This is a genomic window from Paraburkholderia sp. BL27I4N3, from assembly GCF_003386115.1.
Taxonomy (GTDB): Bacteria; Pseudomonadota; Gammaproteobacteria; order Burkholderiales; family Burkholderiaceae; genus Paraburkholderia.
The window spans coordinates 6,097,734-6,123,823 of the sequence record NZ_QREJ01000001.1; the positions used below are offsets into that span (position 1 = coordinate 6,097,734).

Here is a 26,090-nt window from a genome sequence, read left to right on the forward strand (position 1 = left end):
TTTTTTTCGTCCTGAGTTCCTTGATGCTTCTCGATGACCCAACGAAAAAGGCCGCCAGCAAGCCCGCTTCAGGCTCCTGACGACCTCTGCTGTACTGCTTCCCGCCGAGCCCGCGCTTCACGCCGGCCCGACGCATGCGACCGCGTCTGTCTTCGGCCTACTTTCGCTGCGCCTTGCCCCTCTCCGCCTGCGCCAACGTCTGCGCGGGCTTCGCGTCGAGTTCATGTTCGATGCCGTCAGCACCCACCGGCGCGCGATGCAGCACCAGCGCCCGCTCCCGCTGCAACAGCGGCACATTCGGCGATTCCTGCCAGTCCGGATCAGGGATCTCGCCGAACACCTGGCGCAGCCGCTCGCCCCACGTCCGGTGAATCATTTCGAAGTACGCGTTGTCGTGATCGATCGAGACGAAGCGCGTAACGCGCAGCGTGTCCTTCTGGTAGACCAGCAGATCGAGTGGCAGCCCGACCGACAGATTCGAGCGCAGCGTCGAGTCCATGGAGATCAGCGCGCATTTGGCGGCTTCGTCGAGCGGTGTGGACGGCGTCAACACGCGATCGATGATCGGCTTGCCGTACTTGGCCTCGCCGATCTGGAAATACGGATTGACCGCCGACGCCTCGATGAAATTGCCCGCCGCGTAGATCATGAACAGGCGCGGCCGGTTACCCGCGATCTGCCCACCGAGAATGAAGCTGCAATTGAAGTCGACGCCGAATTCCTGCAACGCCTCGGCCTCGCGCTGATGCACGCAACGCACCGCACGGCCGATCACGCGGGCGGCGTCGGCCATGGTCGGCGCGCTCCAGAGCGTGGGCTGGGAAGGATCGGTGGGCTCGGACAACTCGTGCAGCACCGCTTGAGTCAGCGACAGATTGCCGGCGCCCAGCAGCGTGAGCATGCGTTCGCCCGGCAACTCGAACACCGACATCTTGCGCGCGGTGCTGATGTGATCGACGCCCGCATTGGTGCGCGTGTCCGAGAGGAACACGAGACCGTCGTCGACGGACATCGCGACACAGTAAGTCATAAGAAAAGGTACCCGCAAAAAAACAACTGAACGGCGCTATTGTAATGCGGCGCGCATGCGCCTCTATCCCGTTATATCCCGTTTATCGGCCGTCGCGGGCCTATTCTGAATGGCGATATGAGGGCTGGCGCTCACTGGCGCCTCCGGAGCCCTTTTGCGAGCCGGCCTCGTTGCGCGTCTACTGCGACTGTTGCCCGCTGACCGTAACGGACACTTTAAGCTGTTCTTCCAGCCCGCCGATACGCCGGCCACGCACCGGCGCGGCCGCTTCATAGTCGCGCGCAACGGCGAGGCGACAGTAGAGTTCGCTGGCAAACGCGGCATGGGTGACGTCGATGGAAATCCAGCCTTTGCCTTCGACCCACACGTCGACCCACGCATGGCTCGCGCCGTGCGTCACCTCGCCGGGTTCGATATAGCCGCTCACGTAGCGCGCCGGAATGCCGCGCGCGCGGCAGCACGCGAGCATCAGATGCGCGTGGTCCTGACATACGCCGTTGCCGAGTTCGAGGGCCTGGGCCGCCGTGCTGGTGACTTCGGTAATGCCCGGGTTGTACTTCACGCGCTGCACGATCTGTTCGGAGAGCGCGATCAGGTTCGCCGAACTGGTCAAGCTCGGCACCGATTCGGCCAGTTCACGGACCGCCGCATCGGCCTCGGTCAAGCGCGTCGAGCAGGTGAAATGCTCGAGCGGAATCGGGCCGACGGCGTCGGGCAAATGGCCGTCGATCAGCGCAATCGTGTCCACTTCGCCGGCCACGTGCAGACGAATCTCGCTATGCGGCTTGTTGATGACCAGCGTGTGCAGCACGTTGCCGTAAGCGTCGAAGGTCGCGTCGAGCTTGCCCGGTGCGTCGATGCTCCAGCGCCGTACGACCTGCGAGGCGCCGCTCGCCGGCGTCAGACGCAGTTGCTGGATCGAATAATGGACAGTCGCTTCGTAGCGATAGGACGTGTCGTGGCGGATCGTCAGGTACATAAAGAAACTCCGTCAGGCGACTGGCAACATCAGATAGGTACGCGCAACCAGATTGCCCAGCTCGAACACGCGAGCGAGGAACTGTGTCAGATAGGCGTGCAGGCCGGCTTCGAAAATCTGCCGGATGTCGGAGTACACGAGTTCGGCGCGCAGCTTGCCGGCGAACCGTTCGCACTGGTTCGAGCCGGAGGTGCGCAGCATCGCCAGATTCACGCAGACGCCTTCGAGCGACGCCAGCAGCGAACGCGGCATCTGCTGATTCAGGATCATCAGTTCGACCACGCGCGCCGGCGTGACGACGTCGCGATACACCTTGCGATAGATCTCCAGCGCCGACACCGAACTCAGGATCGAGGTCCAGTAATAGAAATCTTCGAGCTGGCGCGCGGCATCGCGTGAATTCGGTTCCACGTCGGCAAAGCGCACGTCGAGAATCCGCGCGGTGTTGTCGGCGCGTTCGAGGAAAGTGCCGAGCTGCGTGAAGAAGAACGCGTCGTCCTGCAGCGCGGTGCCGATCGTCACGCCGCGCGACAGGTGCGAGCGGAACTTGACCCATTCGAACAGCGCGCCCGGATTGCTCGCGGCCTGCCCCGCCGAGGCGCGCTCGTTGAATTCGAGCCACGTGTCGTTGATGGTTTCCCACCACTCGGTCGTCAGCGTGCCGCGCACGGCGCGGGCATTTTCGCGCGCGGCCTGCAGACACGAATGAATACTCGACGGATTGGTCGCATCGGCCACCATGAAATCGAGCACGTGTTCGCGGGTCGGTTCGTCGTAACGCTGCGCGAAGGCGGTTTCGAGTTCGGAGATGCGCAGCACCGAGCGTTGCGCGCGCGCCTCCTGGTCGGGCGTCTGCGGCAACAGCAGCGCCTTCAGGTTGATATCGAGCATGCGGGCGGTGTTCTCCGCGCGCTCCATGTAGCGGGCCATCCAGAAAAGGTGATCGGCGGTTCGGCTTAGCATGACGGCGTTCCGTATCTGATGACGCGAGGCCTCGTCGAGGTAAAAGGCTCGCGCTGGTTATCCGTGTGCACCGGCGGCGCGCGTGTTGCATATCACGTGCTGCCCGGCGCGTTGGGTTGCGGGCGCGGTTGCGTGAACCCTGTGCAACCGCATCGGCAACCGCGTCAGTCGACCATCCACGTATCTTTGGTCCCGCCTCCCTGCGACGAATTGACGACGAGCGAGCCCTCCTGCAATGCCACGCGCGTCAGTCCGCCGGCGACCATCGTGACGGTCTTGCCGGACAGCACGAACGGCCGCAGGTCGATATGGCGCGGCGCGATGCCGGCTTCGACGAAGGTCGGACATGCGGAGAGCGCGAGCGTGGGCTGCGCGATGTAGCCCGCGGGACGCGCGATCAACCGCTCACGGAAGGATTCGATTTCGGCTTTCGTCGAAGCCGGTCCGACGAGCATGCCGTAGCCGCCCGCGCCGTGCACTTCCTTGACCACCAGTTCCGGCAGATGTGCGAGCGTGTACGCCAGGTCATCCGGCTTGCGGCACTGGAACGTGGGCACGTTATTGAGGATCGGCTTCTCGCCGAGGTAAAACTCGATCATTTCCGGCACGTACGGGTAGATCGATTTGTCGTCGGCGATGCCGGTACCCATCGCGTTCGCGAGCGCGACGCGGCCCGCGCGATACGCGGTCAGCAAACCGGGCACGCCGAGCGCCGAGTCGTTGCGGAAGGCGAGCGGATCGAGAAAATCGTCGTCGACGCGGCGGTAGATCACGTCGACGCGCTTCGGCCCTTGCGTCGTGCGCATGAACACATAGTTGTCGTCGACGAACAGGTCCTTGCCTTCCACCAGTTCCACGCCCATTTGCTGCGCGAGGAAGGTGTGCTCGAAATACGCGGAGTTGTACATGCCCGGCGTGAGCACCACCACGACCGGATCGTCGACGCCTTCGGGCGCGACCGAGCGCAGCGTATCGAGTAGCAGATCGGGATAATGCGCGACCGGCGCAATGCGGTTCTGCACGAACAGCTCGGGGAAAAGCCGCATCATCATCTTGCGGTTTTCGAGCATATAGGAGACGCCCGACGGCACCCGCAGGTTGTCTTCGAGCACATAGAACTCGCCTTCGTCGCCGGCTCGCACCACGTCGACGCCGGCGATATGCGCGTAAACACCGAGCGGCACATTCACGCCCTGCATTTCAGGCCGGTATTGCGCGTTGGTGTAGACCTGCTCGGCCGGCACGATGCCGGCGCGCACGATATTGCGGTCGTGATAGACGTCGTGAATGAACAGATTGAGCGCCTGCACGCGCTGACGCAAACCGGCCTCCAGCGTCTGCCATTCACCGCGCGGAATGATGCGCGGAATCAGGTCGAATGGGATCAACCGCTCAGTGCCGGACAGGTCGCCGTTCACCGCGAAGGTGATGCCGACCCGGCGAAACAGCAGGTCGGCTTCCGCACGCTTGCGTGCGATCGCCTCGTTGCCCTGCTTCACCAGCCACCGCTCAAAGCGCGCGTAGTGTGGCCGCACGGCATCGTCATGATGACGCATCTCGTCATAGCATCGCATGTCACGCCCCGCTCTTGTTGTCGGATAGAAGGCGAATGCGCTGCGCATTCGGTGTTCGACAATCGATCAAGCAAGCGCTATGCCATTGAGCTTTCTGCGTACTAAACCGCCTGCATGCACGCGAATAGCGCATCCCGGCCGGCATGGCTTCGCTGTCATCGTACTGCGGCGGCCCATGATGCGCTAGTACAGTGCATGTGCGGCGCGGCGGTGCACGGAAAGAGCAGGTCATGTGAGGCATCCGGCGAAATCGCAATACGCCGCGTACGCATAAAAAATCCCCGTGGATTCTCACCCACGGGGATTCGGACAACGTGTACCGCGGATCGAACCGAGGGCGTGTGCCTCGGTTCGCCTCAAGCGTCAACCATTGTTAAAACAGCGGCAACGCGTGAAGCTCGATCAGCCCGCGGCAGCGTCTTTCAGCTTCTTCAGCGGACGTGCCTTGATGCGCACGCTAGCCGGCTTGGCCGGGAACCAACGCTCTTCGCCCGAGAACGGGTCTTTGCCGAAGCGCTTCTTCTTCGCCGGGACAGCTTGCACGACGATCTTCAGAAGACCCGACAGCGTGAATTCGCCGGCGCCCTTCTTGTGCACGGCGCCGAGGATCGTGTCTTCGAGCGCGGCCAGAACAGCCTTGGCGGTTTTCGGTTCCACAGCAGCGCGTTCAGCGACGTGTGCAGCCAGCGAGGCCTTCGTGAAGGTGTCCTTGATCGGCGACGGAGCGCTGGACGCCTTCACGGCGACCTTCTTAGCTGCGACGGCCTTCTTCGCAGGAACTTTCTTTGCAGCAACCTTCTTGGCGGGTACCGGGGCAGCAGCCTTCTTGGCCACCTTTTTTGCGGAAGTCGGCATGTTTCTCCTACCTGTTGTGGTCAGTGAATTGCACGAAGCGCACACCGTATGCGCACGCTTCAACGCCGGATTCTACAAGCGCTAATACGATTTGCGCGACTCTTTTATGTATAACAGCGAAGGTTTGTTGCGCGGCGCAGACTGCGCAACACATTTTGATGCTTGTTTTAGCGGGTAAACATGCGTCGGCGAGCCTGGCAACACCAACACGTAACGTACGTTACAAGCCATTTCGATGCATGAATAACGGCACTTTCTGCGCCTGACCATCGCCGGCGGATCGCTCGATGATCGAGAAAAACACTTCATGACTCGCTCGCCGCGCACTTTCACGCGGCAGAAAAAACACGCCCCCTGCAGCGAAAAACGCTGCAGGGGGCGGCCAATCTCGCCCTGCGACAGAAAATCGCGGGCGGGCGTCAAAACACTTTTACTGCCGGTTGACGTGTTTGAGATCGTGTTCGCTTTCCTTCACGTGAGCCCAATACTCGTTCTCGTCTCGCGCCATGCCGAGCTCGCCATTGCGATAGGCCATCGCCAGCGCGAGATTGGCTTCGGGTAACTCCGCATTGGCCGCGCGCGTGAGCCATTGAAGCGCCAACGCGTCGTCGTGCGGCCGCGTCGCGCCGAAGCGATACTCGTTGGCGAGCTGGAATTGCGCGAGCGGCAAGCCCGCTTGCGCCGCCTGTTCGAGCCAGCGAATCGCGGCTACGGCGTCGCGCGCCACGCCGTAGCCGTTGCGATAGAGCGTCGCGAGATCGTAGGCCGCCTGGGCATCGCGCGAATCATGCGACGCCGCCAGCGTCAGCCAACGGCGGCTTTCCACGTAGTCCGGCGCGACGCCGGGCAACCCGCGCAACAGCAGATGCCCGAGCGTGGCACGCGCACGCGGAGCGCCCTCGTGCGCAAGCCGGCGATAGCGCTCGACGCCTTCGCGTTGCTCGTCGATCCGCGGCGTTCTGGATCGAGCTTGCTTCCGCGGTGCTCGAGGTGCGGTCCACCGTCCACGTGCCGTTGTTGTAGTTCAACGCGAGCTTGATCACGCCGAGATGCTTGCCCCAGAAATTCGCCATCACGGTCGGCACGCCGTTGACTGTGCCCTTCACCTTGTCGACGCCCGGCAGATTGAATTGCGTGACGGTGCTGTTTTTATCGGGGAAAACCTGGTGCGAGTGGCCGATCAGCATCGCGTCGATGCCGGCTACTTTCGACAAATAGTAGCTGCCGTTTTCCATCGACGGTGAATAGGTCGAGTTATCGAGCCCGCCATGCGACATCGCCACGATGATCTGCGCGCCCTTCGCCTTCATTTCCGGCACGTACTTCGACACGCTTTCCACGAGGCCTTGCGTATAGACATTGCCGTCGAGCCAGCGCTTGTCCCACGCCATGATCGCGGGCGGCGTGAAGCCGATAAGTAATCTGCACGCCCGGAACGCGGGCCTATTGCACGAGCTGCGGCAGGATGCCGGCGAGCTTCGTGAGCGCGGCATCGATATGCTCGACCGCGATGTTGCCGTAGCCGAACATCAGGCCCGGCTGCGCCTTCGCGCGTACATGAAACGGTGCGAGTCCATACAAGCCGATCGATGCTAAACGCGCCGCGCTCACCACCGCTTCTTCCGTCAGCGGCGCCTTCAGACGCGCCGCCATGTGGATGCCGGCCGTCGGCACGATCGGATCGAACCAGGGCGCGAGACCGCCGTGCAGGTGATCGAGCAGCATCGCGCGGCGCGCCGCGTAGGTCTTGTGCATGCGCCGCAGATGCTTGGCGAATTCACCGTTGAGCATGAACGACGCGAGCGCCGTCTGCGTGAGCGTGCAGCCGTGCCAGTCGCCGATCTGGCGCGCCTTGATGAGCGCACCGTAGAGCGAGGCCGGCGGCACCACATAGCCGACGCGCAGCTCGGGAAAGATCGTCTTCGAAAACGTGCCGACATAGGCGACGAGTCCGGCGCGGTCGAGACTTTTCAGCGGCTCCATCGGCCGTCCTTCGAAACGGTACTCGCAGTCGTAGTCGTCCTCGATAATCACGGCGCCGCGTTTCTGCGCCCATTCGAGCAGTTCCACGCGCCGCTCGAGGCTCATCGGCATGCCGAGCGGAAACTGATGCGAGGGCGTCACGTAGACGAGCCGCGCCTTGTCCGGCAGCTTGCTGACGATCAGGCCTTCAGCGTCCACCGGCACGGGCACCACGCGCGCGCCGGTGGCCTTCAGGCACGCCTGAGCCGGCGTATAGCCAGGATCCTCGATCGCCGCGACTTCGCCCGCGCGCAAGGTGATGCGCGCCAGCAGATCGAGCGCGTGCTGCGCGCCTTGCGTGACGATCACGTCTTCCCAGTTGCTTGCGACCGCGCGGTTGAAGGCCAAGTAGCGCGAGATCGCGAGGCGCAGCTCCTGCTCGCCGGCCGTGTCGCGATAGATGCCGGGGCCGCGCGCCTGAGCACGCAACGCGTGGTTCACGCAGCGGCGCCAGACGTCGAAAGGAAACAGCGTCTTGTCAGTCGCGCCGCCGACGAAGTCTAGCGGCGACGCCACCGAAGGCTTCGGCAGGGGCAGGCTTTCGGGCATCTCGTCCCACAGCGGCTGGGCGCGCGCGGCAGCCTTCGCCTTGGCCCGCTCGCGCGACGACTCCGCGGCCCGCGCATGCGCGGAGCGCTCCACCGGCAGACGCTTCAGACCGTCGGCGACGAAGGTGCCCGAGCCGCCGCGCGCGCTCAGATAGCCTTCGGAGAGCAGCCGCTCGAACACGTCGAGCGTGGTCTTGCGCGACACGCCCAGTTGCGTGGCGAGGTCGCGCGTGGACGGCAGACGCGTGCCGCCCGCAAGGCGTCCTTCGAGAATACCCGCGCGCAACTGGCGATAGATCTGGCCGGACAGATCGTGATGACCTTCTACCGCGATATGGATTTCCATCCGGGTGGCTACCTTGGGTGGCTGGGAAACGGTTGCGTGGGAAGACCAATTGCAACCGTTAGCTTACCTCCGGCTGTGCTATCGGATGGACACTTTGGGGCACTTCAGCGCGCGCGGCACTTCCCCATGCAAAAATGGCGCGCCTTGCGTTGCGAGGCGCGCCATTCTGTTTTACCGGCGCACGTCATGGCGTGCGCCTCGTTCGTCAACGCAAGCGTGATTACTCCACCACCACCCCATTCAACGCCGCCGTTTGCCGCGCATTCTCACGCGCCTCGTCGCTGCAACGCTGATGTTCGCGCGAGAGCTTGCGCATCAACGGCAGCAGCAGAACCGCCACCAGCGCGCCCACCGCCGCGAGCCAGCCGAGGCCGGTAAACAACTTGGTATAAAGCGGCAACGATTCCAGCGGATCCATATCGCCCGCCGGCATCTGTGCGAAATTCGCCACCACGCTGCCCAGATATTGCGACACGCCGGTCGCCACGAAGTACGCGCCCATCATGAAACCGCTCATGCGCGCCGGCACGTAGCGCGCGATCATTGCGAGCCCCAGGCCGCTCACCAGCAATTCGCCGAGCGAATACAGGCCGTAGCCGCCCACCATGAACCACGACGACACGCGCCCGTTCACCGCGTAGTTGCCGCTTGCCGCATAGACGAAGAAACCGGCCGCGACCACGGCGAAACCGAACGCATACTTCACCGCCACCGGCACGTCCTTGCCGCTCTTCGCGAGCTTCGTATACAGCAGCGCGAGCAGCGGGCTCAGCAACATGATCCAGATTGGATTGAGCGCCTGGAACTGCGCGGCGCTCCACGTGAACCACGTCTGGCCGAACAGGATGAAACGCGGATCGACGTTGCGCAGCGCGAACAGCGTGAGCGACGTCGACATCTGCACGTAGAACACGAAGAACAGGATCACCTGCGCCGTCAGGACCAACGCGGCGACCAGCCCGGAGCGCTCCGAGCGCTCGCACTTCATCAGCATGTAGCCGAAGATCGCCAGAATCGCGACACCCGCCGTGTACACGCACGCCACCGCGATCGCCTTGTGTTGCAGCACGAACATGGTCGTAGCACCGAGCGCGAGACCGCCCAGCGCGACCGCGCCGACACGCTTCCAGCGCACCGGTTCGGCGTCCGGCGCGGAGCCGATATGCGCGAGCGTGCGAAACATGATGAAGTAGTTCAGCACCGACAACAGCATCCCCGCGCAGCAAACGGCGAAGGCCGTATGCCAGCCCCAATGGTCCTTGATCCACGGCGTGGCGAGCATCGACACCGTCGAGCCGATGTTGACCGCCATGTAGTAGATCGTGAACGCGCTGTCGATGCGCGCGTCGTCGCCTTCATAGATACGGCGCACCAGATTCGCCGCGTTGGCCTTGAAGAGGCCGTTGCCCACCACGATCACGCCGAGCGACGCGTACATATAGGCGAGTTGGTCATTGGGCAGCGCCAGCATGAAATAACCGGCCGACAGCACGCCAGCGCCGAAGATCATCGTGCGCCGCGCGCCGAGAATCTTGTCGCCGATCCAGCCGCCGATCGACGGCGACGCGTACACCAGCGCCGTGAACGCGCCCCACGTGAGCGTGGCGTGGCTGTCGGTGAACTGCAGCTTGTCGATCATGAACAGCACGAGCAGCGCGGCCATGCCGTAATAGCCGAAGCGCTCCCACATCTCGATCAGAAAGACTGTCGAAAACGAACGGGTCTGCGAGACGTGTGCGCCCGCCGGATTGGATGAGTTCATCGTGTACCTCTTGTTCAAACGGTTGCGGCGTCGCGCGAACTGGCCGCGCGGCGCGTGAAACGGAAGCTGGAAAGACAGTCGGCGAAGCGTGCGCCCTCATGTGGATCCACTGGCGCACAGGCGCACTGATGCAGCGCTTTAGCCCGCTCTTGCGCGCGCTAAAGCGCCAAACCAGCAGATCAACCAAGGGATAGGATCGACGCCCGCCTCGCGAAACGCCCCGCGGCAAGTCCTCCTGGAGGACGCTGCGGCACACCGGGCTCGGACTCCGGCATGCGGAGCGGGCCCAATGATAAAGCATCGCGAACAAGGGGGATTCCGAGGACCGCAGAGAGAAGCGTTGCCACGCGGCGGCGGGCGTAAAGCCCGCGGTGGAAAGAATCGGCGGTGATAGTCATGTCCTTGCGCCGGCCGCCGTTCGGTTGGAACGTGCCGGACAGTGCTCCGCCACGCAGGATCGCTGCGGGCGAAATGATAAACAGCGGCCGGATGTGCACGTGTGATGTCCAAATGCGCGCCCGTCCGCAAGCGGGCCTGATTCTGCAAACAGATACATCCCAAGTCACTCAGGGAATCCACTGAGTCCACGTCGATTACTTGCTCTTACAGCCATGTCTTTTCGCCAAATCGACGCGTGCCGTCGGAAATAACCTTTGGTGTCATACGCTTAATCGTCCTGATACTCGTATTGCATAACCGCGCTTACCAGCATGCCTACTGCAGTCGATACGCCGATTGTTCGCCGTTTCCAGAAATAAACGGTCGTTTTGGCCGGGGTTAGTTTCGATTCTGGCAACATAGAGTCCTGTCTCGAAATGTGGTCACTCGCAACCACCCAGGGCTGAAAAGACCTGCAGTCCCGCCCAAGACCACAATCAAACCATATTTACTTATATCAAACAAATTTTGACGGGCTAATTTCCTCCTGCTATGGTCACGACAATTCAAAAAAGCAATCCGGCATTAGAAATCGGCAGCAAGATCCGCGCGCTGCGCCAACGGCTCAAGCGCACGCTGGATGACACGGCAACCGCAGCGGGTATTTCCAAGCCGTTTTTGTCGCAAGTCGAGCGCGGGCTGGCGTCACCGTCCATCACTTCGTTGGCCGGTATCGCCCACGCACTCGGGGTCACGGTGCAGTATTTCGTCGACACACCCAGCGAGGAACGCTGCGTGAGCCGGGGCGATCAGTTGAAGTTTTTCGGTTTTGCGGACTCGGCCAATCTGTTTGCGCGGCTGACCAACTTGACGGGCGGCCGTCAGCTCGAAGCGATCCTGGTGAGGATGCCGCCCGGGCAGAAGCGCTCGGAAGTCACCACGCATGCCGGGGAAGAGTTTGTTTATGTGATCGACGGCGAAGTGTCGTTGACGCTGGAAGGCAAGACGTTCGTGTTGCACGCGGGAGACAGCGCGCATTACGAATCGACGGTGCCGCACAGCTGGGTGAACACCGCGCGCATCGAGTCGGTGGTCGTCTGGGTGGGCACACCAAGACTGTTCTAAAGGGCAGGCACCTTATCCGGTTGAGCCGGCGAGGGATTGCCTGCATTACGCAATGTAAGGAATCCTGCATGTCGCGCTACCACCACGAGCAACAAGGGCCGCCCTGGCCCGAGCAACGCAGCTAAACGGGCGCCCTGGCGCCAGCGCGTTTCTCTCTCGACCTTTCCTGCGATCTCAACCGATGAAAACCCCGTTCGTCTACACGGCGGCGCTGACCGCGCTCGTCCTCACGTTTGCCCCTTCCGCTTTCGCCGTTACGGTGCCCGCCGGCGTCACGCTCGCCGCCAGCCAGGAGATGACTCGCCAGGTGCCGGGCGAAACCGAATCGCTCGACCCCGCGCATATCGAGTCATGGACCGGCAACACGATCGGGCTCGACCTGTTCGAAGGCCTGACGCGCATGGACGCAAGCGGCGCGATCGTGCCAGGTGTCGCGGAGTCGTGGTCGCGCAGCGGACCGAACACATGGGTTTTCAAGCTGCGTCACGATGCGCGCTGGAGCAACGGGCAGCCGGTCACGGCGGCCGATTTCGTCTACTCCTGGCAACGCGTGCTCGATCCGAAGACGGGTTCGAAATACACAGTGCTGGTCGAATTCGTGAAAAACGCCAAGGCGATTCTCGCGTGCAAGGCGCCGCTGACGAGCCTCGGCGTGCGTGCCGTCGATCCCTACACACTCGAAGTCACCACCGAAGTGCCCGCCGCGTTTTTCCCGCAGCTGACCGCCATGGCGACGATGACGCCGGTCAACCGCGCGGTCGTGACGAAGTTCGGCGGCGACTGGACCCGTCCGGGCAACTTCGTCGGCAATGGTCCGTATGCGTTGACCGACTGGCAGCCGAGCAACCGCCTCGTGGCGACCAAAAGCCCGACGTACTGGAATAGCAGCAAGGTCGTGATCACGAAAGTGACCTACCTGCCGATCGAAAACGACGAAACGGCGATGCGCATGTACCAGGCCGGCCAGTTCGACTACACGTATTCGATTCCGTCCGGTGTGTACGCGCAGGTCAGCAAGCAGTTCGGCCCCGAACTGAAAACCGGCCTGCAGATCGCCACGTACTACTACAGCCTGAATAACGAAGACCCCGCCTTCAAAGACAAGCGCGTGCGCCAGGCGCTGGCAATGGTGCTCGACCGCGACCTGCTGACCAAACGTTTGACCGCCGACGGTGAAGTGCCGATGTACGGCCTGATCGCCAAGGGCACCGAAGGCTCGGGCGTCTTCACGCCGGAGTGGGCGAGCTGGCCGATGCCCAAGCGCATCGACTACGCGCGCAACCTGCTGAAGACCGCGGGCTATTCGGACGCGAAGCCGCTGACGTTCACGCTCACCTACAACACCAACGACCTGCACAAGAAGGTCGCGCTGTTCGCCACGTCGGAATGGCGCACCAAGCTCGGCGTCACGGCAAAGCTCGAAAACGTCGAATACAAGGTGCTGCTCAAGCAACGCCACGAAGGCAAGGTGCAGGCCTCGCGCGACGGCTGGTTCGTCGACTACAACGACGCCAACTCGTTCTTCGATCTGATCCGCTGCAACAGCGTGCAGAACGACCAGCGCTACTGCAACCCGCAAGTCGACAAGCTGATCGACGAAGGCAACCAGCAGCTCGACGACGCGAAGCGCACCGCGCTGTTCACGCAGGCACACGATCTGGCCATGAACGATTACCCTGTGGTCTCGCTCTTCCAGTATTCGGCCGACCGGCTGGTCAAGTCGTACGTAGGCGGCTATAAGCCGACCAACTACCTCGACATGCGCGCCACGCAAGATATGTATCTGACCAAGCACTAAACGCGGGAGCACCGTCATGCTGGCCTATACGCTGCGCCGCACGCTCTGGGCGATCCCGACGATTCTCGCCGTGATCACCGCGTGCTATCTGCTGCTGCATCTCACCCCGGGCGGCCCGTTCGACACCGAGAAGCAACTCTCGGCAGCCGTGCTGGCGAACCTCAACGCCAAGTATCACCTCGACGAACCGTTGTGGCTGCAGTACCTTCACTACCTCGGCTCGCTGCTGCACGGCGACCTCGGGCCGTCGTTCCGCTACGCCGACTGGTCGGTCAACGACCTGGTGTGGAAGGCGCTGCCGGTGAGTCTCGGCGTGGGCGGCGTGTCGGTGCCGATCGCGCTCGTGATCGGCGTCGCGCTCGGCACGGTGGCCGCAGTGCGGCGCGACCGTTTCGTCGATCACTTCGTGATGGTGCTCGGCAATCTCGGCAACGTGGTGCCGCCCTTCGTGCTGGGGCCGGTGCTCGTGTGGATCTTCGCAATCCTGCTGAAAACGTCCGAGGGACACGGCTGGCTGCCGGCCGGCGGCTGGGGCGAAGGCGAGTGGCGTTACCGCGTGCTGCCGATCGTGCTGCTCACCATCATCAACGTCGCCGCGATTGCGCGCGTGATGCGCGGCAGCATGATCGAAGTGCTGTCGGGCAACTTTATCCGCACGGCGCGCGCCAAGGGTTTGCCGGGCCGCACGATCGTCCTGCGTCACGCGATGAAGCCGGCGCTGATGCCGGTCGTCTCGCTGCTCGGCTCGATCTGCATCTCGTCGATTACCGCGGCAGTGGTGACCGAATCGGTGTTCGCGCTGCCGGGCCTCGGCCAACTGGTCGTCAACGGCGCGATCAATCGCGACTACACCCTCGTGCTCGGCCTCGTCGTGCTGACCACCGCCGTTGCGGTGCTGTTCAATCTGCTGATCGATCTCGCGTATGCGTGGCTCGATCCGCGCATCCGGTACTGATCCATGCCCCGCTCTCTTCAATCGACTGCCGCGGCGCTCGATCCGCTCGCGGCCATCGCCAGGGCGCCGCGTTCGCGCGGCCCGCTCGCCACCGCCGCGTGGCGCTTCGTGCGCAACCGCGCCGCCTTCGCCGGCTTCGTCGTGCTGATGCTGATCGTGATCGCCTGCGTGGCCGGTCCGTGGCTTTTGCCGAACAACCCGATCGATAGCGACTGGAGCGCGATCAGCCTGCCGCCCACTTTGCAGAACATGCACTGGTTCGGCACCGACGAACTCGGCCGCGATCTGCTCGCGCGCACGCTGCAGGGCGGCCGCGTGTCGCTCGAAGTCGGGCTGCTCGGCACGCTGGTGTCGGGGTTGATCGGCGTCGCGTATGGCGCGACCGCGGGCTATCTCGGCGGGCGCGTCGACGCGGTGATGATGCGTATCGTCGACATGATGTACGCGATTCCCTACATGCTGATCGCCATTCTGATGATGACGATGTTCGGCCGCGCTTTCTATCTGGTCGTGCTCACCATCAGCGCGTTTTCATGGCTCGATATGGCACGCGTGGTGCGTGGTCAGACGCTGTCGCTGCGCTCGCGCGAATTCATCGACGCCGCGAAGGCGATTGGCGTGAGTTCGCGTTCGATCATCGCGCGTCATATCGTGCCGAATCTGTTCGGCGTGGTCGTCGTGTATGCGAGCGTGACGGTGCCGAATATCGTGTTGACGGAATCGGTGCTGTCGTTTCTCGGCCTCGGCGTGCAGGAACCGATGACGAGCTGGGGCGTGCTGATTCAGGACGGCGCGCAGAAGCTCGAATCGATGCCATGGCTGCTGCTGTGCCCGGCCGTGATGCTGTGCGTGACGCTGTATTGCGTGAATTTCGTCGGCGATGGTTTGCGCGACGCATTCGACCCGAAGGACCGCTGACATGCCGCTACTCGAAGTCAAAGACCTCAGCGTGCGCTTTACGCGCCGCGAAGGCGCACCCGTCGATGCGGTGCAAGGCGTGTCGTTTTCACTCGAGGCGGGGCGCACGCTCGGCATTGTCGGCGAATCGGGCTCGGGCAAGAGTCAGACTGTGATGGCGCTGCTTGGCCTGCTTGCCGGCAACGGCAAGGTGTCCGGCAGCGCGACTTATCGCGGCGAGAATCTGCTGACCATGAACGAAGCGGCGCTGAACAGGATTCGCGGCGACCGCATCGGCATGATCTTTCAGGACCCGATGACCTCGCTCAATCCATTCCTGACAATCGAACGGCAGATGACCGAGACGCTGCAACTGCATCGCAAGATGTCGCGCCGCGAAGCGCGCCGCCGCGCGATCGAAACGCTCGAATCGGTGCGCATTCCCGATGCCGCGCGCCGCATCGGCATGTATCCGCATGAGTTTTCCGGCGGCATGCGCCAGCGCGTGATGATCGCGATGGCGCTGCTCTCCGAGCCCGAGATCCTGATCGCCGACGAACCCACCACCGCGCTCGACGTCACCGTGCAGGCGCAGATCATCGAACTGTTGCGCGAACTGAATCGCGAAAGCGGCACGGCGATCATTCTGATCACGCACGACATGGGCGTGGTGGCCGGCCTGTGCGACGCCGTGATGGTGATGTATGCCGGCCAGACGGTCGAGCAGGCGAGCGCCGCCGCGCTGTTCGCCGCGCCGACGCATCCGTACACGCTCGGTCTGTTGAACGCGCTGCCACGTTTGACCGACGATGACGACGACCGTCCGTTGCAAACCATTCCGGGCAATCCGCCGCTGCCCGGCGAAGTCGGCGCAGGTTGCGCGTTCGCGCCGCGCTGTGGATATTGCACCGAACGGTGCCGCGAATCGCGGCCGTCCCTTGTTGCCGCAGAAGGCTATCCCGACGCCCTGCGCGCATGCTTTAAGCCGGTAGGCGAAATCCTGGAGGCACAACACGTATGAACGCCACGCCTATCGCAAACCAGGACGCGGCCACGCTCCTGCGCGTCGACAATCTCAAGGTGCAATTCGGCGTGCCGCGCGGCGGCTTTCCGTGGTCCGGCAAAGCGACGCTGCGCGCGGTGGACGGCGTGTCGTTCAGCGTGCGGCGCGGCGAAACCGTGGGACTCGTCGGCGAATCGGGTTGCGGCAAGTCGACGCTGGCGCGCGCGATCATCGGACTCGCGCCGGTGGCGAGCGGCAGCGTGCGCTGGCTCGGCGACGAAACCGTGCTACCGGGCGCGCGCCGCGATACCTCGCGTTTGCGCCGCGACGTGCAGATGATTTTCCAGGATCCGCTCGCTTCGCTCGATCCGCGCATGACGATCGAACAGATCGTTTCCGAACCGTTGATGACGCACGGCCAGGATATCGCCCGTGCCGATGTACAGCGGCGCGTGCTCACCATGCTCGAACGCGTCGGACTCAACGCGCAGCATCTGCGCCGTTATCCGCACGAGTTTTCCGGCGGCCAATGTCAGCGCGTCGGCATTGCGCGCGCGCTGATCGGCGAACCGCAACTGGTGATCTGCGACGAGCCAGTGTCCGCGCTCGACGTGTCGATCCAGGCGCAGATCGTCAACCTGCTGCGCGATCTGCAACGCGAACTGTCGCTCTCGTTGCTGTTCGTCGCGCACGATCTGGCCGTGGTCAAAGCGATCAGCCACCGCGTGCTGGTGATGTATCTGGGCCGGGTGATGGAATTCGGCGACAAGCGCGAGGTATATGGCACACCGCGCCATCCGTACACGCGCGCGTTGCTCTCCGCCGTGCCGGTGCCCGATCCGGTGGTGGAGCGCGCGCGCCGTCATCTGCTGTTGCGCGGCGAGATTGCCTCGCCGCTGAATCCGCCTTCCGGTTGCGCATTTCGCACGCGCTGCCCGGATGCAATCGACGCCTGCGCCAGGGAGATTCCGCAGCCCGTCACGCACGGGGCCAGGGCAACACGGGTCGCATGTATTCGCGTTGACGACGCCGTGAGGTAAGTGCCGCCGGCGCACCGCCAGCACACCGAAGAACCCGAGAAATCAAAACCGTATTCCCGGCGCGGCAGGCCGCCGCGCCGTCGGATTCGTTCGTCCTGCCAACCGCGGAACGAGCGATAAGCATGGACTGGCTAAGCGCCGGCCAAAGATTCACCACAATAATCAGAGACGTACTCAATGAAAGATACCCGATCAAAAAACCGGTCAAAAAAAACCGGAGCAGCAACGTTCTTTTACTGCGCATTCACGCTTCCGGCACTGACACTAGCCGTTAACGCGTATGCCGACGACAGCGTCACGGAGCCCACCTCCGAGGCGTCTAAAACTCAAACGGTCGCGCAAACGTTGTCGTCCCCCGCGCAACTCGCGCAAACCACGCCGACGCAGCAAATCGATGCTTCCGGCAAGCGCCGGGCGGAGCAAGGTGGCCACGTGCGTAACGACCAACCCGATACCACCAACGCCGTCGTCAACGCCGAGGCCAGTCAGACCGTGACGCCGCCCGCGCCGCTGTCGAGCCAAATGGCAAGCAAGGGTTTCATCGCAGACAGCCATCTGAATCTGCAGTTTCGCAACTACGCCGACTACTTCCAGGCGCCCAACACGATTTACCGTCACGCGTGGGTTCAAGGCGCGCAGGCCAACTTTGAATCCGGCTACACGCAAGGGCTGATCGGCTTCGGCGTCGATGCATCGCTGTTCGGGGCGCTCAAACTCGACGGCGGCAGTGGCGCGGGCAACATGGTGCACGTGGGCAAGGACGGCGGCGGTTCGCAGCAGCTCGCGTGGGCGTATCCCGGCATGTACGACATCAAGGGACGCATTTCGGAGACGGTCGTGAAGTACGGTTTGCAGGACGTGACAAACCCGTTCCTCGAACCGCACGACAATCGCGCATTGCCGCCGACTTTTCTCGGCGTCTCGATGGTCAGCAACGATCTCGCGCACACTGGATTGCAGGCCGGCAGCTTCACCAAAGTCGACGCCCGCGGCCACACCAATCTGACCAATCTCACCACCTCGTACGGCGGCACGCGGATCGATCGCCTCACTTATGTGGGCGGCACCTGGCACTACGCGAAGAACGGCGAGATGGCGCTATATGTCGATCAGGCCGACGACGTCTGGCGTCAGTACTACGGCTCGGTCGCCCAGTCGTTCGGCGATCCGACCACCATCAAGTGGAGCGGCCTTGCGAACATTTACTCGACGCACGACACCGGCGCGTCGCGTCAGGGGCACATCAACAGCAACGCGTACAGCGTGTCGGTCTCCGCGCAGCACGGCCCGCATGCGCTGTTGCTCGGCTACCAGCAGGTGCTCGGCGACCAGTTCTTCGACTACGTCAACGAGACCAACGGTATCTATCTGACCAACTCGATGGACGTGGACTACAACGCGCCGCACGAGCAGTCGCTGCAATTGCGCTATACATTCGACGGCAAATACGCCGGCGTGCCCGGACTCAAAGCGATGTTCTGGGGGCAATACGGCTGGGGCGCGGATGCGTCGGCGGGCGCGGCGGAGAATGCCTCGCCTTCCGCGCCGCTGCATGATCTGTACTGGAAGAACGGCGAGCCGGTGCATGGCCATCATCACGAATTCGGCTTCATTCCGAGCTACACGCTGCAAAGCGGGCGCTTCAAGGATACGAAGGTCACCTTCATCGCGATGTGGCACAACAGCCAGTATCACTACTCAGACGGCAACAACATGGAATACCGGCTGGTGGTGAATGTGCCGGTGAAGGTGTTCTAAACGCTCTCGGGCGATTCGACAGGCGGCGCGGCTTGCGCGCTGCCTCGTTCATCGCGCGTGCGCTTATCCGGTGATCCGTTCGGTGGTCATCGCGCGCGACAGGCCATGCATCGGCCGGCGCAACGCGACATCGAACGGATTGGTTTGCGGGCCGATCGCATCGGCCTGCCGACGCAGCAATTCGACCACCATCGGCAGACGGTCGTCGCCGAGACGCGCGGCCAGCGTGCCGACGCTCAACGCCCCGACCGCCACGCCCGTGCGGTCCAGAATCGGCACCGCCACGCCCGCCATGCCGTCGAGCACGCCGCTATTGCGCCCCGCGTAGCCCAACTGGCGCACACGTTCAATCTCGGTGCGCAAATACACTTCGTCGAGCACACCGTAGCCGCGAATGCGCGGCACGTTGAAACGGATGATCTCCTCGCGCTCCGCCTCGGGTAGAAACGCCAGAATCGCCAGGCTGCCCTGCCCGACACCCAACGCGACACGCCCACCAATATCGCCGGTGAAAGAGCGGATCGGAAACGGCCCTTCGCAGATGTCGAGGCAGACCGCGTCGAAGCTGCTTTTAACGAGCAGAAAGATCGTGTCGCCGAGACTCGCGCACAGACGCAACAACGCGGGACGGCACAGCGTGCGCATGCCGCTCGGGTTGCCGGCCTGCGCCGCGAGCGCGAAAAAATCCACACTCAGCCGGTACAGCTTGGAGCTTTCGTCCTGTTCGACGATGCCCTCCGCGATCAACGCATGCAGGATGCGATGCACCGTGCCTTGCGTGAGCCCGACCGCCTTCGCGAGACGCGTGACACGTCCGCCGTCGGGCTGCGCTTCGGACAATGCGCGGATTACCGCGAACGCGCGTTCCAGCATGCCGGGGCCGGGGGCACTGCCCGTGTCCGCGGTGTCGGCATCTCGTTTGGCGGCAGGATTCATTTCATTGGCTCGGAATTATTTCACTGATTGGAACACTATAAGGCGTTTTATCCGTCAGCGGAATTCTGCCAGCTTTCCCACGCGGCAGCGTTGTATCGATGATTCATAGGGATTTTCCGGAGACCATACAGCGGAACACCTGCCGTCGGTTTCAGTGAATAGATTCCGTTTGACGGAATTTTTTCTAATCTTGTACCGGCAATTGGAATTTGAAATTGACTGACGGTAATTTGGCTAGCTAGAGTCGGCGTCATCGAGGCAGTAGTCGATTGAACCGGTGTCGAACCATCCAAAGGCCAGATCATGTCGTTCCTCACACTCACGGACGTAACGAAATCGTTCGGCGATCTGCAGGCAGTCACCGACGTGAACCTGTCGGTGGAGAAAGGCGAGTTCGTTTCGCTGCTCGGTCCGTCCGGCTGCGGCAAGACCACCACCTTGCAGATGATCGCGGGCTTCGTGGAGACGACGCGCGGCCGCATCACGCTCGACGGCCGCGACATCACGCACATGAAATCGAACAAGCGCGGCCTCGGCATCGTGTTCCAGAGCTACGCGCTGTTTCCGCACATGAGCGTCGCCGACAACGTCGGCTTCGGGCTGGAGATGCGCAACATCGACAAGGCCGAGCGCAAGGAGCGCATCCGCGAAGCGCTGTCGCTGGTGCGCCTCGACGCACTAGCGCATCGCTTTCCGCGCGAACTCTCCGGCGGCCAACGGCAGCGTGTGGCGATTGCCCGCGCCATAGTGATCGCGCCGCCGGTGCTGCTGCTCGACGAACCAATGTCGAATCTCGACGCCAAGCTGCGCGAAGACATGCAGTTCGAACTGCGCGGCATTCAACGCAAGATCGGCACGACCACCATCATGGTGACGCACGATCAATCCGAAGCGCTGTCGATCAGCGATCGCGTGGTGGTGATGGAAGCCGGCCGCATCACGCAGATCGACACGCCGTACGAAGCGTACGAGCGCCCGGAAAATCGCTTCGTCTCGCAGTTCATCGGCAAGGCCAACATGCTGCCGGGCACCGTGGTGGCACGCGACGGCGACGCGATCCGCATCGACCTCGGCCACGATCTCGCGGAGACGGGACATACGGCGCAGTTGCCGGCGCGCGAGCGCGTGGTCGGCGTCGGCGACGCGGTGACCTTGTGCATCCGTCCGGAAAAACTGCGCCTGTGCGCACCGAACGCGGGACGTGTGCCGGCCACCGTGACGAGCCGTTTCTTCCTCGGCAGCCAATGGCTGTATCGATTGGACAGCCGCCTCGGCGAAGTGCTGGTGTGCTGCCAGAACGAAGGCACGGAGCCGCTGCCCGAAGGCGCGGCGGTCGGCGTCGACTGGAACAGCGAGGCGATCCGCTTCATTCAACGGGACGCGCATCATGGCTAGTACGCTGCCCGCCGCCGACGACCGCGACATGAAGTCCGGCAACGCCCTCCGTGCGCCCTGGCAAGCATTTTTGCCGCTCTGGCTGATGTGCGCGCCGGCCTTTCTGCTGTTCGTGGCGCTCGTGCTGGTGCCGCTTCTGATGACGCTGGTGCTGACCTTCTATCGCTTCGATCCGGCCAGCGGGCCGATCGCCGCGTTCCAGTTCGGCAATTACGTGGAAGTGCTGAGTTCATCGTATTACCACACCATCTTTTTGCGCACCTTCGGCATTGCGTTTCTCGTCACGCTGTTGTGCGTTGCGATCGGCACGCCGGAAGCGTACGTACTGTCGCGCATGCGCGATCCGTATCGCTCGATGTTCCTGCTGGTGATTCTCGCGCCGCTGCTCGTTTCGGTAGTGGTGCGGGCGTTCGGCTGGAGCATGCTGCTCAACACCGGCGGCCTCGTGAACCAGGCATTCGGTCTGGTCGGACTCGGGCCGTACAAGCTGGAGTACACCACCTTCGCGATCGTCATCGCACTCGTGCACGTGATGCTGCCGTTCATGGTGATTCCGGTGTGGACCGCGCTGCAGAAGCTCGACCCGCAAACGGAAAACGCCGCGCTTTCGCTGATGGCGTCGCCCGCCACCACGCTGCGCCGCATTGTTCTGCCGCAACTGACGCCGGGCATTCTGTCGGGCAGCCTGATGGTGTTCGGGTTGTCGGCGAGCGCCTTCGCGATTCCCGGCCTGCTCGGCGGACGACGCCTGAAAGTCGCCGCCACCGCCGTCTACGACGAATTCCTCGGCTCGCTGAACTGGCCGCTCGGCGCGACCATCGCGCTCCTGCTGCTGGTCGCGAATCTGATCGTGATGCTCACGTATTACCGGGTTCTGGAGCGCAGGTACACCAGAAGCCTCGGTTAATTCATCGGCATTTTCATCGGCATATTCAGTGAAATCATCATGAGAAGAAACGGCCCCATCGCGCTGATTTTCCATACGCTAGTGATTGCGTTCGTGCTCGCGCCGCTCGTGATCGTCGTGCTGGTCGCCTTCACGCCCGACGAAACGCTCACGTTGCCCACGCACGGCGTCTCATTGCGCTGGTTCCGCGCGATCCTCAATTACCCGGATTTCATCGGCGCGTTTTTCAACAGCCTGAAACTGGCGTTCGCTTCGGCGACGCTGTCGCTGATCGTGGCGCTGCCCGCCGCGCTCGCCATCGGCCGCGCGCGCTTTCCGGGCCGCAGCTTTCTCAACGGCCTGTTGCTGTCGCCACTCGTGATTCCCGGCCTCGTACTCGGCATCGCGCTGCTGCGCTTCTTCGCGCTGATCGGCGCGACCGGCTCGTTCGCTTGGCTCGTGCTCGCGCACATGATCATCATTACGCCGTTCGTGATGCGGCTCGTGCTGGCGTCGGTGAGCGGCCTCGATCGCAGTATCGAGCATGCCGCGCACTCGCTCGGCGCCGACCCGTGGACCACGTTTCGCCGCATCACTTTTCCGATGATTCTGCCAGGCATTACCGGCGGCTGGCTACTTGCCTTCATCAACAGCTTCGACGAATTGACCATGTCGATCTTCGTCACCTCGCCGCAAACCGTCACGCTGCCGGTGCGCATGTATATGTACGCGACCGAATCGATCGATCCGATGATGGCCTCCGTCTCCGCGCTGGTGATCTTCATTACCGGCGGCGCGATGCTGCTGCTCGACCGCGTGTACGGCCTGAACCGCATTCTGATCGGCCAGCACTGATGTCCTCTTCCGACCACGCTCTCATGCCGTCCACGCTGCCGTCCCATTCACCGTCTACCCACGCGGACGCCGCGCGCCGCGAGCCGCAGTTCGTTCGCGTGGCGGAAACGCGGCGCGCAACGCTGCACTTCTATCTCGACGGCGAACAGGTCGCCGCGCTGCAAGGCGACACGCTGCTGACCGCTGTGCTGATGCAGCAGCGCCACGTGCGCGAAAGCGAATTCAGCGGCGCGCCGCGCGCGGGCTTCTGCCTGATCGGCGCATGCCAGGACTGCTGGATGCGTACCGAAGACGGCAAACGCGTGCGAGCGTGCTCGACGCTCGTAAGCGAAGGCATGCGCGTGCTGACGCGGCTCGCCACGACCGCAGCCGGCGCCGATGCCGATCTCGGCGCGGTGAATAAAACCGGAGACGCCCGATGAGCGACGCACACCGCATCGTGATCGTCGGCGCCGGGCCGGCGGGCGTACGCGCTGCCGAGACGCTGGTCGCGGCTGGCGTGAAGCCGATCGTGATCGATGAAAACGCGCGCTGGGGCGGCCAGATTTATCGGCAACCGCCGGCGAACGGCGGCTTCGAGCGCTCGAAAAAAACGCTCTACGGTTTCGAAGCGCACAAGGCCGAAGCCTTGCATTCGACCATGGCCGCGCTGCTGCCTCATCTCGACTATCGCCCCGACACGCTCGCGTGGGCCTGCGAAGCGGGCCGACTCGATACGTTGCATGCGGGACGCGAGCTGCGCGTGCCGTTCTCGCATCTGATCATCGCCAGCGGCGCGACCGACCGCGTGCTGCCGGTGCCGGGCTGGACCTTGCCTGGCGTCTACACGCTCGGCGCGGCCCAGGTCGCGCTGAAGGCGCAAGGCTGCGCGATCGGCCGACGCGTCGTGCTGGCCGGCACCGGACCGCTGTTATATCTCGTGGCGTATCAGTACGTGAAAGCCGGCGCGCAAGTCACGGCCGTGCTCGACACGAGTCCGTTCTCGCGGCAGATCGCCGCGGCGCCCAAACTCGCGCGTCTGCCGGCTACTTTTGCGAAAGGCCTGTATTACGTCGGCTGGCTGAAAACACATGGCGTGCGGATCGAGCGTGATGTGACGCTGGTCGGCATTCGTGGCGTGGATGGTGTGCAAGCGCTCGAATGGCGCGCGTCGCGTGAAGGCTCGCCGACTGAAACCATTGCATGCGACGCGGTCGGCGTGAGCTTCGGCCTCAAGCCCGAGACGCAACTCGCCGATCTCGCGGGCTGCCACTTCCGCTTCGACGCGACCAACCGATGCTGGCTGCCTGAAGTCGACCAAGCGGGCCGCAGTTCCGTGCCCGGCCTCTATCTCGCCGGCGACGGCGCGGGCATCGCCGGCGCGGACGCCGCCGAACTGGCGGGGCGCCGCGCCGCGCTCGCCTTGCTCGACGATCTCGGCATCGCGCATCCGCGTGGTCTGCGCATGCCCGACGCCGCATCGATCGAGCGTAGTCTGAAACGTATCGCGGTGTTTCGCGAGGGTATCGAAACAGCCTTCGCGCCGCCCGCCAACTGCGCGTCGCAATGGCCCGACGACATGACCGTGTGCCGCTGCGAAGAGATCGACGCGGGCACGTTACGGCGGTGCATCCGCGGCGGCGAAGCGAATGAGATCAATCGGCTGAAGGCGCTCACGCGCGTCGGCATGGGCCGCTGCCAGGGACGCATGTGCGGCGAAGCCGCGCTGACCCTGCTCGCCGGGGAAACCGGCAAACCGCTCGACGCAGTGGGCCGTTTGCGCAGCCAGCCGCCCGTCAAACCGATTCCGCTCGCGCCGGAAATGTATGCCGACGACGTCGCCGACATCCCCGCGGAGGCGCGCGATGAATAACACGCTGCATTACGACGTCGCGATTGCGGGTGGCGGCCTGGTCGGTTCATCGGCGGCACTGGCGCTCGCGAAACGCGGCTTGCGCGTGGGCCTGTTCGAGCGGCGCTATTGCGGCGCGCAGGCAAGCGGCGTGAACTACGGCGGCGTGCGCTGCCAGGGCCGACCGGTGGAACAGATGCCGCTCGCAATCCGCGCGCGACGTATCTGGGACCGCTTGCCGGAGTTGATCGGCATCGACGGCGAGTTCACGATGTCAGGACATTTGCGCCTTGCTCGCAGCGAAAGCGATCTCGCCGCGCTGCAGACGTGGGCCGACATGGCGCGCGACTATGGACTACACACGCAACTGATCAGCGGCGCGGCGTTCCGCCAGCGCTACCCGTGGCTCGGGCCGGCGGCCGTGGGCGGCTCGCTGTGCGCCACCGACGGCCATGCGAACCCGCGGCTGGTGTCGCCCGCCTTCGCGCGCGCCGCGCGGGCTGCGGGTGCGGATGTGCGCGAGCAAACCGAACTCACCGACATTCATCACGACGGCACGCGCTTTCAACTGCGCGCCGGCGATCTTCGCATCAGCGCCGACTGGCTCATCAATTCAGCAGGCGCGTGGGCGAATACGGTGGCGGGCTACTTCGGCGAGACCGCGCCGATGAAACCGATCTACCCGAACATGTGGGTCACCGAGCCGTTGCCGCTCTTCATCGCCCACAACCTGGGCGTGTATGGCGGCGGCATCTACGCGCGGCAAGTGGCGCGCGGCAATTGCGTGATCGGCGGTGGACGCGGACATGGCGACGGCGAATACGGCCAGCCGTCGACGGATACCACGCGTGCCGTGATGCGCGACGCGTGCGCGCTGCTGCCCGCCTTGCGCGAGGCGCTGCTGATCCGCACGTGGAGCGGCGTGGAAGGCGAAACGCCCGACAGCAATCCGATCATCGGTGCGAGCCGTAGCGTGCCGCGTCTGTTACATGCATTCGGTTTTTCAGGCGGCGGCTTCCTGCTCGCGCCGGGCGTCGGCGAAGTGCTCGCCGATCTCGTCGTCGACGGCGCCACCGCGACGCCACTCGACGCTTTTTCGATTGGCCGCTTTGCTGCTGTCGCGACCTCACCGGTCGCTTAAGTCCTCGTTTAAC

General features: G+C 63.6%; 23 protein-coding genes and 1 pseudogene. 13 read left to right on the forward strand and 11 right to left on the reverse strand.

All coding sequences use genetic code 11. The features are described 5' to 3' along the window. Positions 1–157: 157 nt before the first annotated feature. The 9 genes and pseudogenes from B0G71_RS27720 to B0G71_RS27760 all read right to left on the reverse strand — a co-directional run bounded on the left by B0G71_RS27720 (position 158) and on the right by B0G71_RS27760 (position 10,079). Positions 158–1,030, reverse strand: coding sequence for a proteasome-type protease (locus B0G71_RS27720; RefSeq protein WP_106277090.1), 873 nt, complete (start codon positions 1,028–1,030; stop codon positions 158–160). Positions 1,031–1,208: 178 nt separating this feature from the next. After that, a complete protein-coding gene (locus tag B0G71_RS27725; RefSeq protein ID WP_106277088.1) occupies positions 1,209–2,009 on the reverse strand; it encodes a transglutaminase family protein in 801 nt (266 codons plus the stop codon). Positions 2,010–2,021: 12 nt separating this feature from the next. Next, on the reverse strand, positions 2,022–2,972 hold the full coding sequence (locus B0G71_RS27730; RefSeq protein ID WP_106277087.1) for an alpha-E domain-containing protein: 951 nt from the start codon (positions 2,970–2,972) through the stop codon (positions 2,022–2,024). Positions 2,973–3,136: 164 nt separating this feature from the next. Beyond that, a complete protein-coding gene (locus tag B0G71_RS27735; RefSeq protein WP_012426335.1) occupies positions 3,137–4,546 on the reverse strand; it encodes a circularly permuted type 2 ATP-grasp protein in 1,410 nt (469 codons plus the stop codon). Positions 4,547–4,948: 402 nt separating this feature from the next. Further along, positions 4,949–5,401 (reverse strand): HU family DNA-binding protein, encoded by a 453-nt coding sequence (locus B0G71_RS27740; RefSeq protein WP_035559188.1) that lies wholly within the window; start codon positions 5,399–5,401, stop codon positions 4,949–4,951. A gap of 430 nt (positions 5,402–5,831) precedes the next feature. Further along, on the reverse strand, positions 5,832–6,260 hold the full coding sequence (locus tag B0G71_RS27745) for a tetratricopeptide repeat protein (protein ID WP_116145789.1): 429 nt from the start codon (positions 6,258–6,260) through the stop codon (positions 5,832–5,834). Positions 6,261–6,354: 94 nt separating this feature from the next. Beyond that, positions 6,355–6,819 (reverse strand): annotated as a pseudogene (locus B0G71_RS27750) (bifunctional metallophosphatase/5'-nucleotidase); the annotation flags it as partial. Between the two features lie 25 nt (positions 6,820–6,844). Next, positions 6,845–8,317 carry a PLP-dependent aminotransferase family protein gene (locus B0G71_RS27755; protein ID WP_116145790.1) on the reverse strand — a complete coding sequence of 491 codons (1,473 nt, stop codon included), beginning with the start codon at positions 8,315–8,317 and terminating at the stop codon, positions 6,845–6,847. Between the two features lie 220 nt (positions 8,318–8,537). Beyond that, positions 8,538–10,079 (reverse strand): peptide MFS transporter, encoded by a 1,542-nt coding sequence (locus tag B0G71_RS27760; RefSeq protein WP_116145792.1) that lies wholly within the window; start codon positions 10,077–10,079, stop codon positions 8,538–8,540. 930 nt (positions 10,080–11,009) lie between these two features. Here B0G71_RS27760 and B0G71_RS27765 point away from each other — a divergent pair. From B0G71_RS27765 to B0G71_RS27795, 7 genes are all read left to right on the forward strand, one after another. Beyond that, positions 11,010–11,582 carry a cupin domain-containing protein gene (locus tag B0G71_RS27765; protein WP_012426331.1) on the forward strand — a complete coding sequence of 191 codons (573 nt, stop codon included), beginning with the start codon at positions 11,010–11,012 and terminating at the stop codon, positions 11,580–11,582. A gap of 181 nt (positions 11,583–11,763) precedes the next feature. Further along, positions 11,764–13,380, forward strand: coding sequence for a peptide ABC transporter substrate-binding protein (locus tag B0G71_RS27770; RefSeq protein ID WP_116145793.1), 1,617 nt, complete (start codon positions 11,764–11,766; stop codon positions 13,378–13,380). A 16-nt stretch (positions 13,381–13,396) separates the two neighbouring features. Next, positions 13,397–14,335, forward strand: coding sequence for an ABC transporter permease subunit (locus B0G71_RS27775; RefSeq protein WP_116145795.1), 939 nt, complete (start codon positions 13,397–13,399; stop codon positions 14,333–14,335). Between the two features lie 3 nt (positions 14,336–14,338). Beyond that, complete coding sequence (locus tag B0G71_RS27780) at positions 14,339–15,253, forward strand: ABC transporter permease (protein ID WP_241974794.1); 915 nt, start codon at positions 14,339–14,341, stop codon at positions 15,251–15,253. 1 nt (position 15,254) lies between these two features. Further along, positions 15,255–16,253: an ABC transporter ATP-binding protein gene (locus B0G71_RS27785; RefSeq protein ID WP_116145796.1), complete on the forward strand. Its 999-nt coding sequence runs from the start codon at positions 15,255–15,257 to the stop codon at positions 16,251–16,253. Next, positions 16,250–17,275 carry an ABC transporter ATP-binding protein gene (locus B0G71_RS27790; RefSeq protein WP_116145798.1) on the forward strand — a complete coding sequence of 342 codons (1,026 nt, stop codon included), beginning with the start codon at positions 16,250–16,252 and terminating at the stop codon, positions 17,273–17,275. The genes B0G71_RS27785 and B0G71_RS27790 overlap by 4 nt, the downstream gene beginning before the upstream one ends. Before the next feature lie 177 nt (positions 17,276–17,452). After that, positions 17,453–19,033 (forward strand): OprD family outer membrane porin, encoded by a 1,581-nt coding sequence (locus tag B0G71_RS27795; RefSeq protein ID WP_116145800.1) that lies wholly within the window; start codon positions 17,453–17,455, stop codon positions 19,031–19,033. 63 nt (positions 19,034–19,096) lie between these two features. On the opposite strand, the gene B0G71_RS27800 is transcribed toward B0G71_RS27795, so the two are convergent. Continuing rightward, a complete protein-coding gene (locus B0G71_RS27800) occupies positions 19,097–19,969 on the reverse strand; it encodes an IclR family transcriptional regulator (protein WP_116145801.1) in 873 nt (290 codons plus the stop codon). A 47-nt stretch (positions 19,970–20,016) separates the two neighbouring features. Beyond that, the gene (locus B0G71_RS41035; protein ID WP_147308713.1) at positions 20,017–20,274 is read right to left on the reverse strand and encodes a hypothetical protein; all 258 of its coding nucleotides are present in this window, start codon (positions 20,272–20,274) and stop codon (positions 20,017–20,019) included. On the opposite strand from B0G71_RS41035, the gene B0G71_RS27805 reads away from it, so the two are divergent. Genes B0G71_RS27805 through B0G71_RS27830 form a run of 6 tightly spaced genes read left to right on the forward strand, consistent with a single transcriptional unit; the run spans position 20,273 to position 26,077 of the window. Further along, positions 20,273–21,364 carry an ABC transporter ATP-binding protein gene (locus tag B0G71_RS27805; RefSeq protein WP_116145803.1) on the forward strand — a complete coding sequence of 364 codons (1,092 nt, stop codon included), beginning with the start codon at positions 20,273–20,275 and terminating at the stop codon, positions 21,362–21,364. The genes B0G71_RS41035 and B0G71_RS27805 overlap by 2 nt on opposite strands. Continuing rightward, positions 21,357–22,271: an ABC transporter permease gene (locus B0G71_RS27810; RefSeq protein ID WP_116145805.1), complete on the forward strand. Its 915-nt coding sequence runs from the start codon at positions 21,357–21,359 to the stop codon at positions 22,269–22,271. Before B0G71_RS27805 ends, B0G71_RS27810 begins: the two co-directional genes overlap by 8 nt. 39 nt (positions 22,272–22,310) lie before the next feature. Further along, entirely contained in the window at positions 22,311–23,105 is a 795-nt protein-coding gene (locus B0G71_RS27815) for an ABC transporter permease (protein ID WP_106277067.1), read from the forward strand. Further along, entirely contained in the window at positions 23,105–23,527 is a 423-nt protein-coding gene (locus B0G71_RS27820) for a (2Fe-2S)-binding protein (protein ID WP_116145806.1), read from the forward strand. Before B0G71_RS27815 ends, B0G71_RS27820 begins: the two co-directional genes overlap by 1 nt. Beyond that, entirely contained in the window at positions 23,524–24,957 is a 1,434-nt protein-coding gene (locus B0G71_RS27825) for an NAD(P)/FAD-dependent oxidoreductase (protein WP_116145808.1), read from the forward strand. The genes B0G71_RS27820 and B0G71_RS27825 overlap by 4 nt, the downstream gene beginning before the upstream one ends. Beyond that, entirely contained in the window at positions 24,950–26,077 is a 1,128-nt protein-coding gene (locus B0G71_RS27830) for an FAD-binding oxidoreductase (protein WP_116145810.1), read from the forward strand. The genes B0G71_RS27825 and B0G71_RS27830 overlap by 8 nt, the downstream gene beginning before the upstream one ends. The last annotated feature ends 13 nt before the right edge of the window (positions 26,078–26,090 follow it).

Coding starts and splice junctions, on each gene's coding strand:
- B0G71_RS27795 (WP_116145800.1), top strand. CDS start 17,453: ATGAAAGATACCCGATCAAAAAACCGGTCAAAAAAAACCGGAGCAGCA.
- B0G71_RS27730 (WP_106277087.1), bottom strand. CDS start 2,972: ATGCTAAGCCGAACCGCCGATCACCTTTTCTGGATGGCCCGCTACATG.
- B0G71_RS27760 (WP_116145792.1), bottom strand. CDS start 10,079: ATGAACTCATCCAATCCGGCGGGCGCACACGTCTCGCAGACCCGTTCG.
- B0G71_RS27800 (WP_116145801.1), bottom strand. CDS start 19,969: ATGAATCCTGCCGCCAAACGAGATGCCGACACCGCGGACACGGGCAGT.
- B0G71_RS27790 (WP_116145798.1), top strand. CDS start 16,250: ATGAACGCCACGCCTATCGCAAACCAGGACGCGGCCACGCTCCTGCGC.
- B0G71_RS41035 (WP_147308713.1), bottom strand. CDS start 20,274: ATGATCTGGCCTTTGGATGGTTCGACACCGGTTCAATCGACTACTGCC.
- B0G71_RS27755 (WP_116145790.1), bottom strand. CDS start 8,317: ATGGAAATCCATATCGCGGTAGAAGGTCATCACGATCTGTCCGGCCAG.
- B0G71_RS27805 (WP_116145803.1), top strand. CDS start 20,273: ATGTCGTTCCTCACACTCACGGACGTAACGAAATCGTTCGGCGATCTG.
- B0G71_RS27720 (WP_106277090.1), bottom strand. CDS start 1,030: ATGACTTACTGTGTCGCGATGTCCGTCGACGACGGTCTCGTGTTCCTC.
- B0G71_RS27775 (WP_116145795.1), top strand. CDS start 13,397: ATGCTGGCCTATACGCTGCGCCGCACGCTCTGGGCGATCCCGACGATT.
- B0G71_RS27770 (WP_116145793.1), top strand. CDS start 11,764: ATGAAAACCCCGTTCGTCTACACGGCGGCGCTGACCGCGCTCGTCCTC.
- B0G71_RS27735 (WP_012426335.1), bottom strand. CDS start 4,546: ATGCGATGCTATGACGAGATGCGTCATCATGACGATGCCGTGCGGCCA.
- B0G71_RS27765 (WP_012426331.1), top strand. CDS start 11,010: ATGGTCACGACAATTCAAAAAAGCAATCCGGCATTAGAAATCGGCAGC.
- B0G71_RS27780 (WP_241974794.1), top strand. CDS start 14,339: ATGCCCCGCTCTCTTCAATCGACTGCCGCGGCGCTCGATCCGCTCGCG.
- B0G71_RS27810 (WP_116145805.1), top strand. CDS start 21,357: ATGGCTAGTACGCTGCCCGCCGCCGACGACCGCGACATGAAGTCCGGC.
- B0G71_RS27830 (WP_116145810.1), top strand. CDS start 24,950: ATGAATAACACGCTGCATTACGACGTCGCGATTGCGGGTGGCGGCCTG.
- B0G71_RS27815 (WP_106277067.1), top strand. CDS start 22,311: ATGAGAAGAAACGGCCCCATCGCGCTGATTTTCCATACGCTAGTGATT.
- B0G71_RS27825 (WP_116145808.1), top strand. CDS start 23,524: ATGAGCGACGCACACCGCATCGTGATCGTCGGCGCCGGGCCGGCGGGC.
- B0G71_RS27785 (WP_116145796.1), top strand. CDS start 15,255: ATGCCGCTACTCGAAGTCAAAGACCTCAGCGTGCGCTTTACGCGCCGC.
- B0G71_RS27740 (WP_035559188.1), bottom strand. CDS start 5,401: ATGCCGACTTCCGCAAAAAAGGTGGCCAAGAAGGCTGCTGCCCCGGTA.
- B0G71_RS27820 (WP_116145806.1), top strand. CDS start 23,105: ATGTCCTCTTCCGACCACGCTCTCATGCCGTCCACGCTGCCGTCCCAT.
- B0G71_RS27725 (WP_106277088.1), bottom strand. CDS start 2,009: ATGTACCTGACGATCCGCCACGACACGTCCTATCGCTACGAAGCGACT.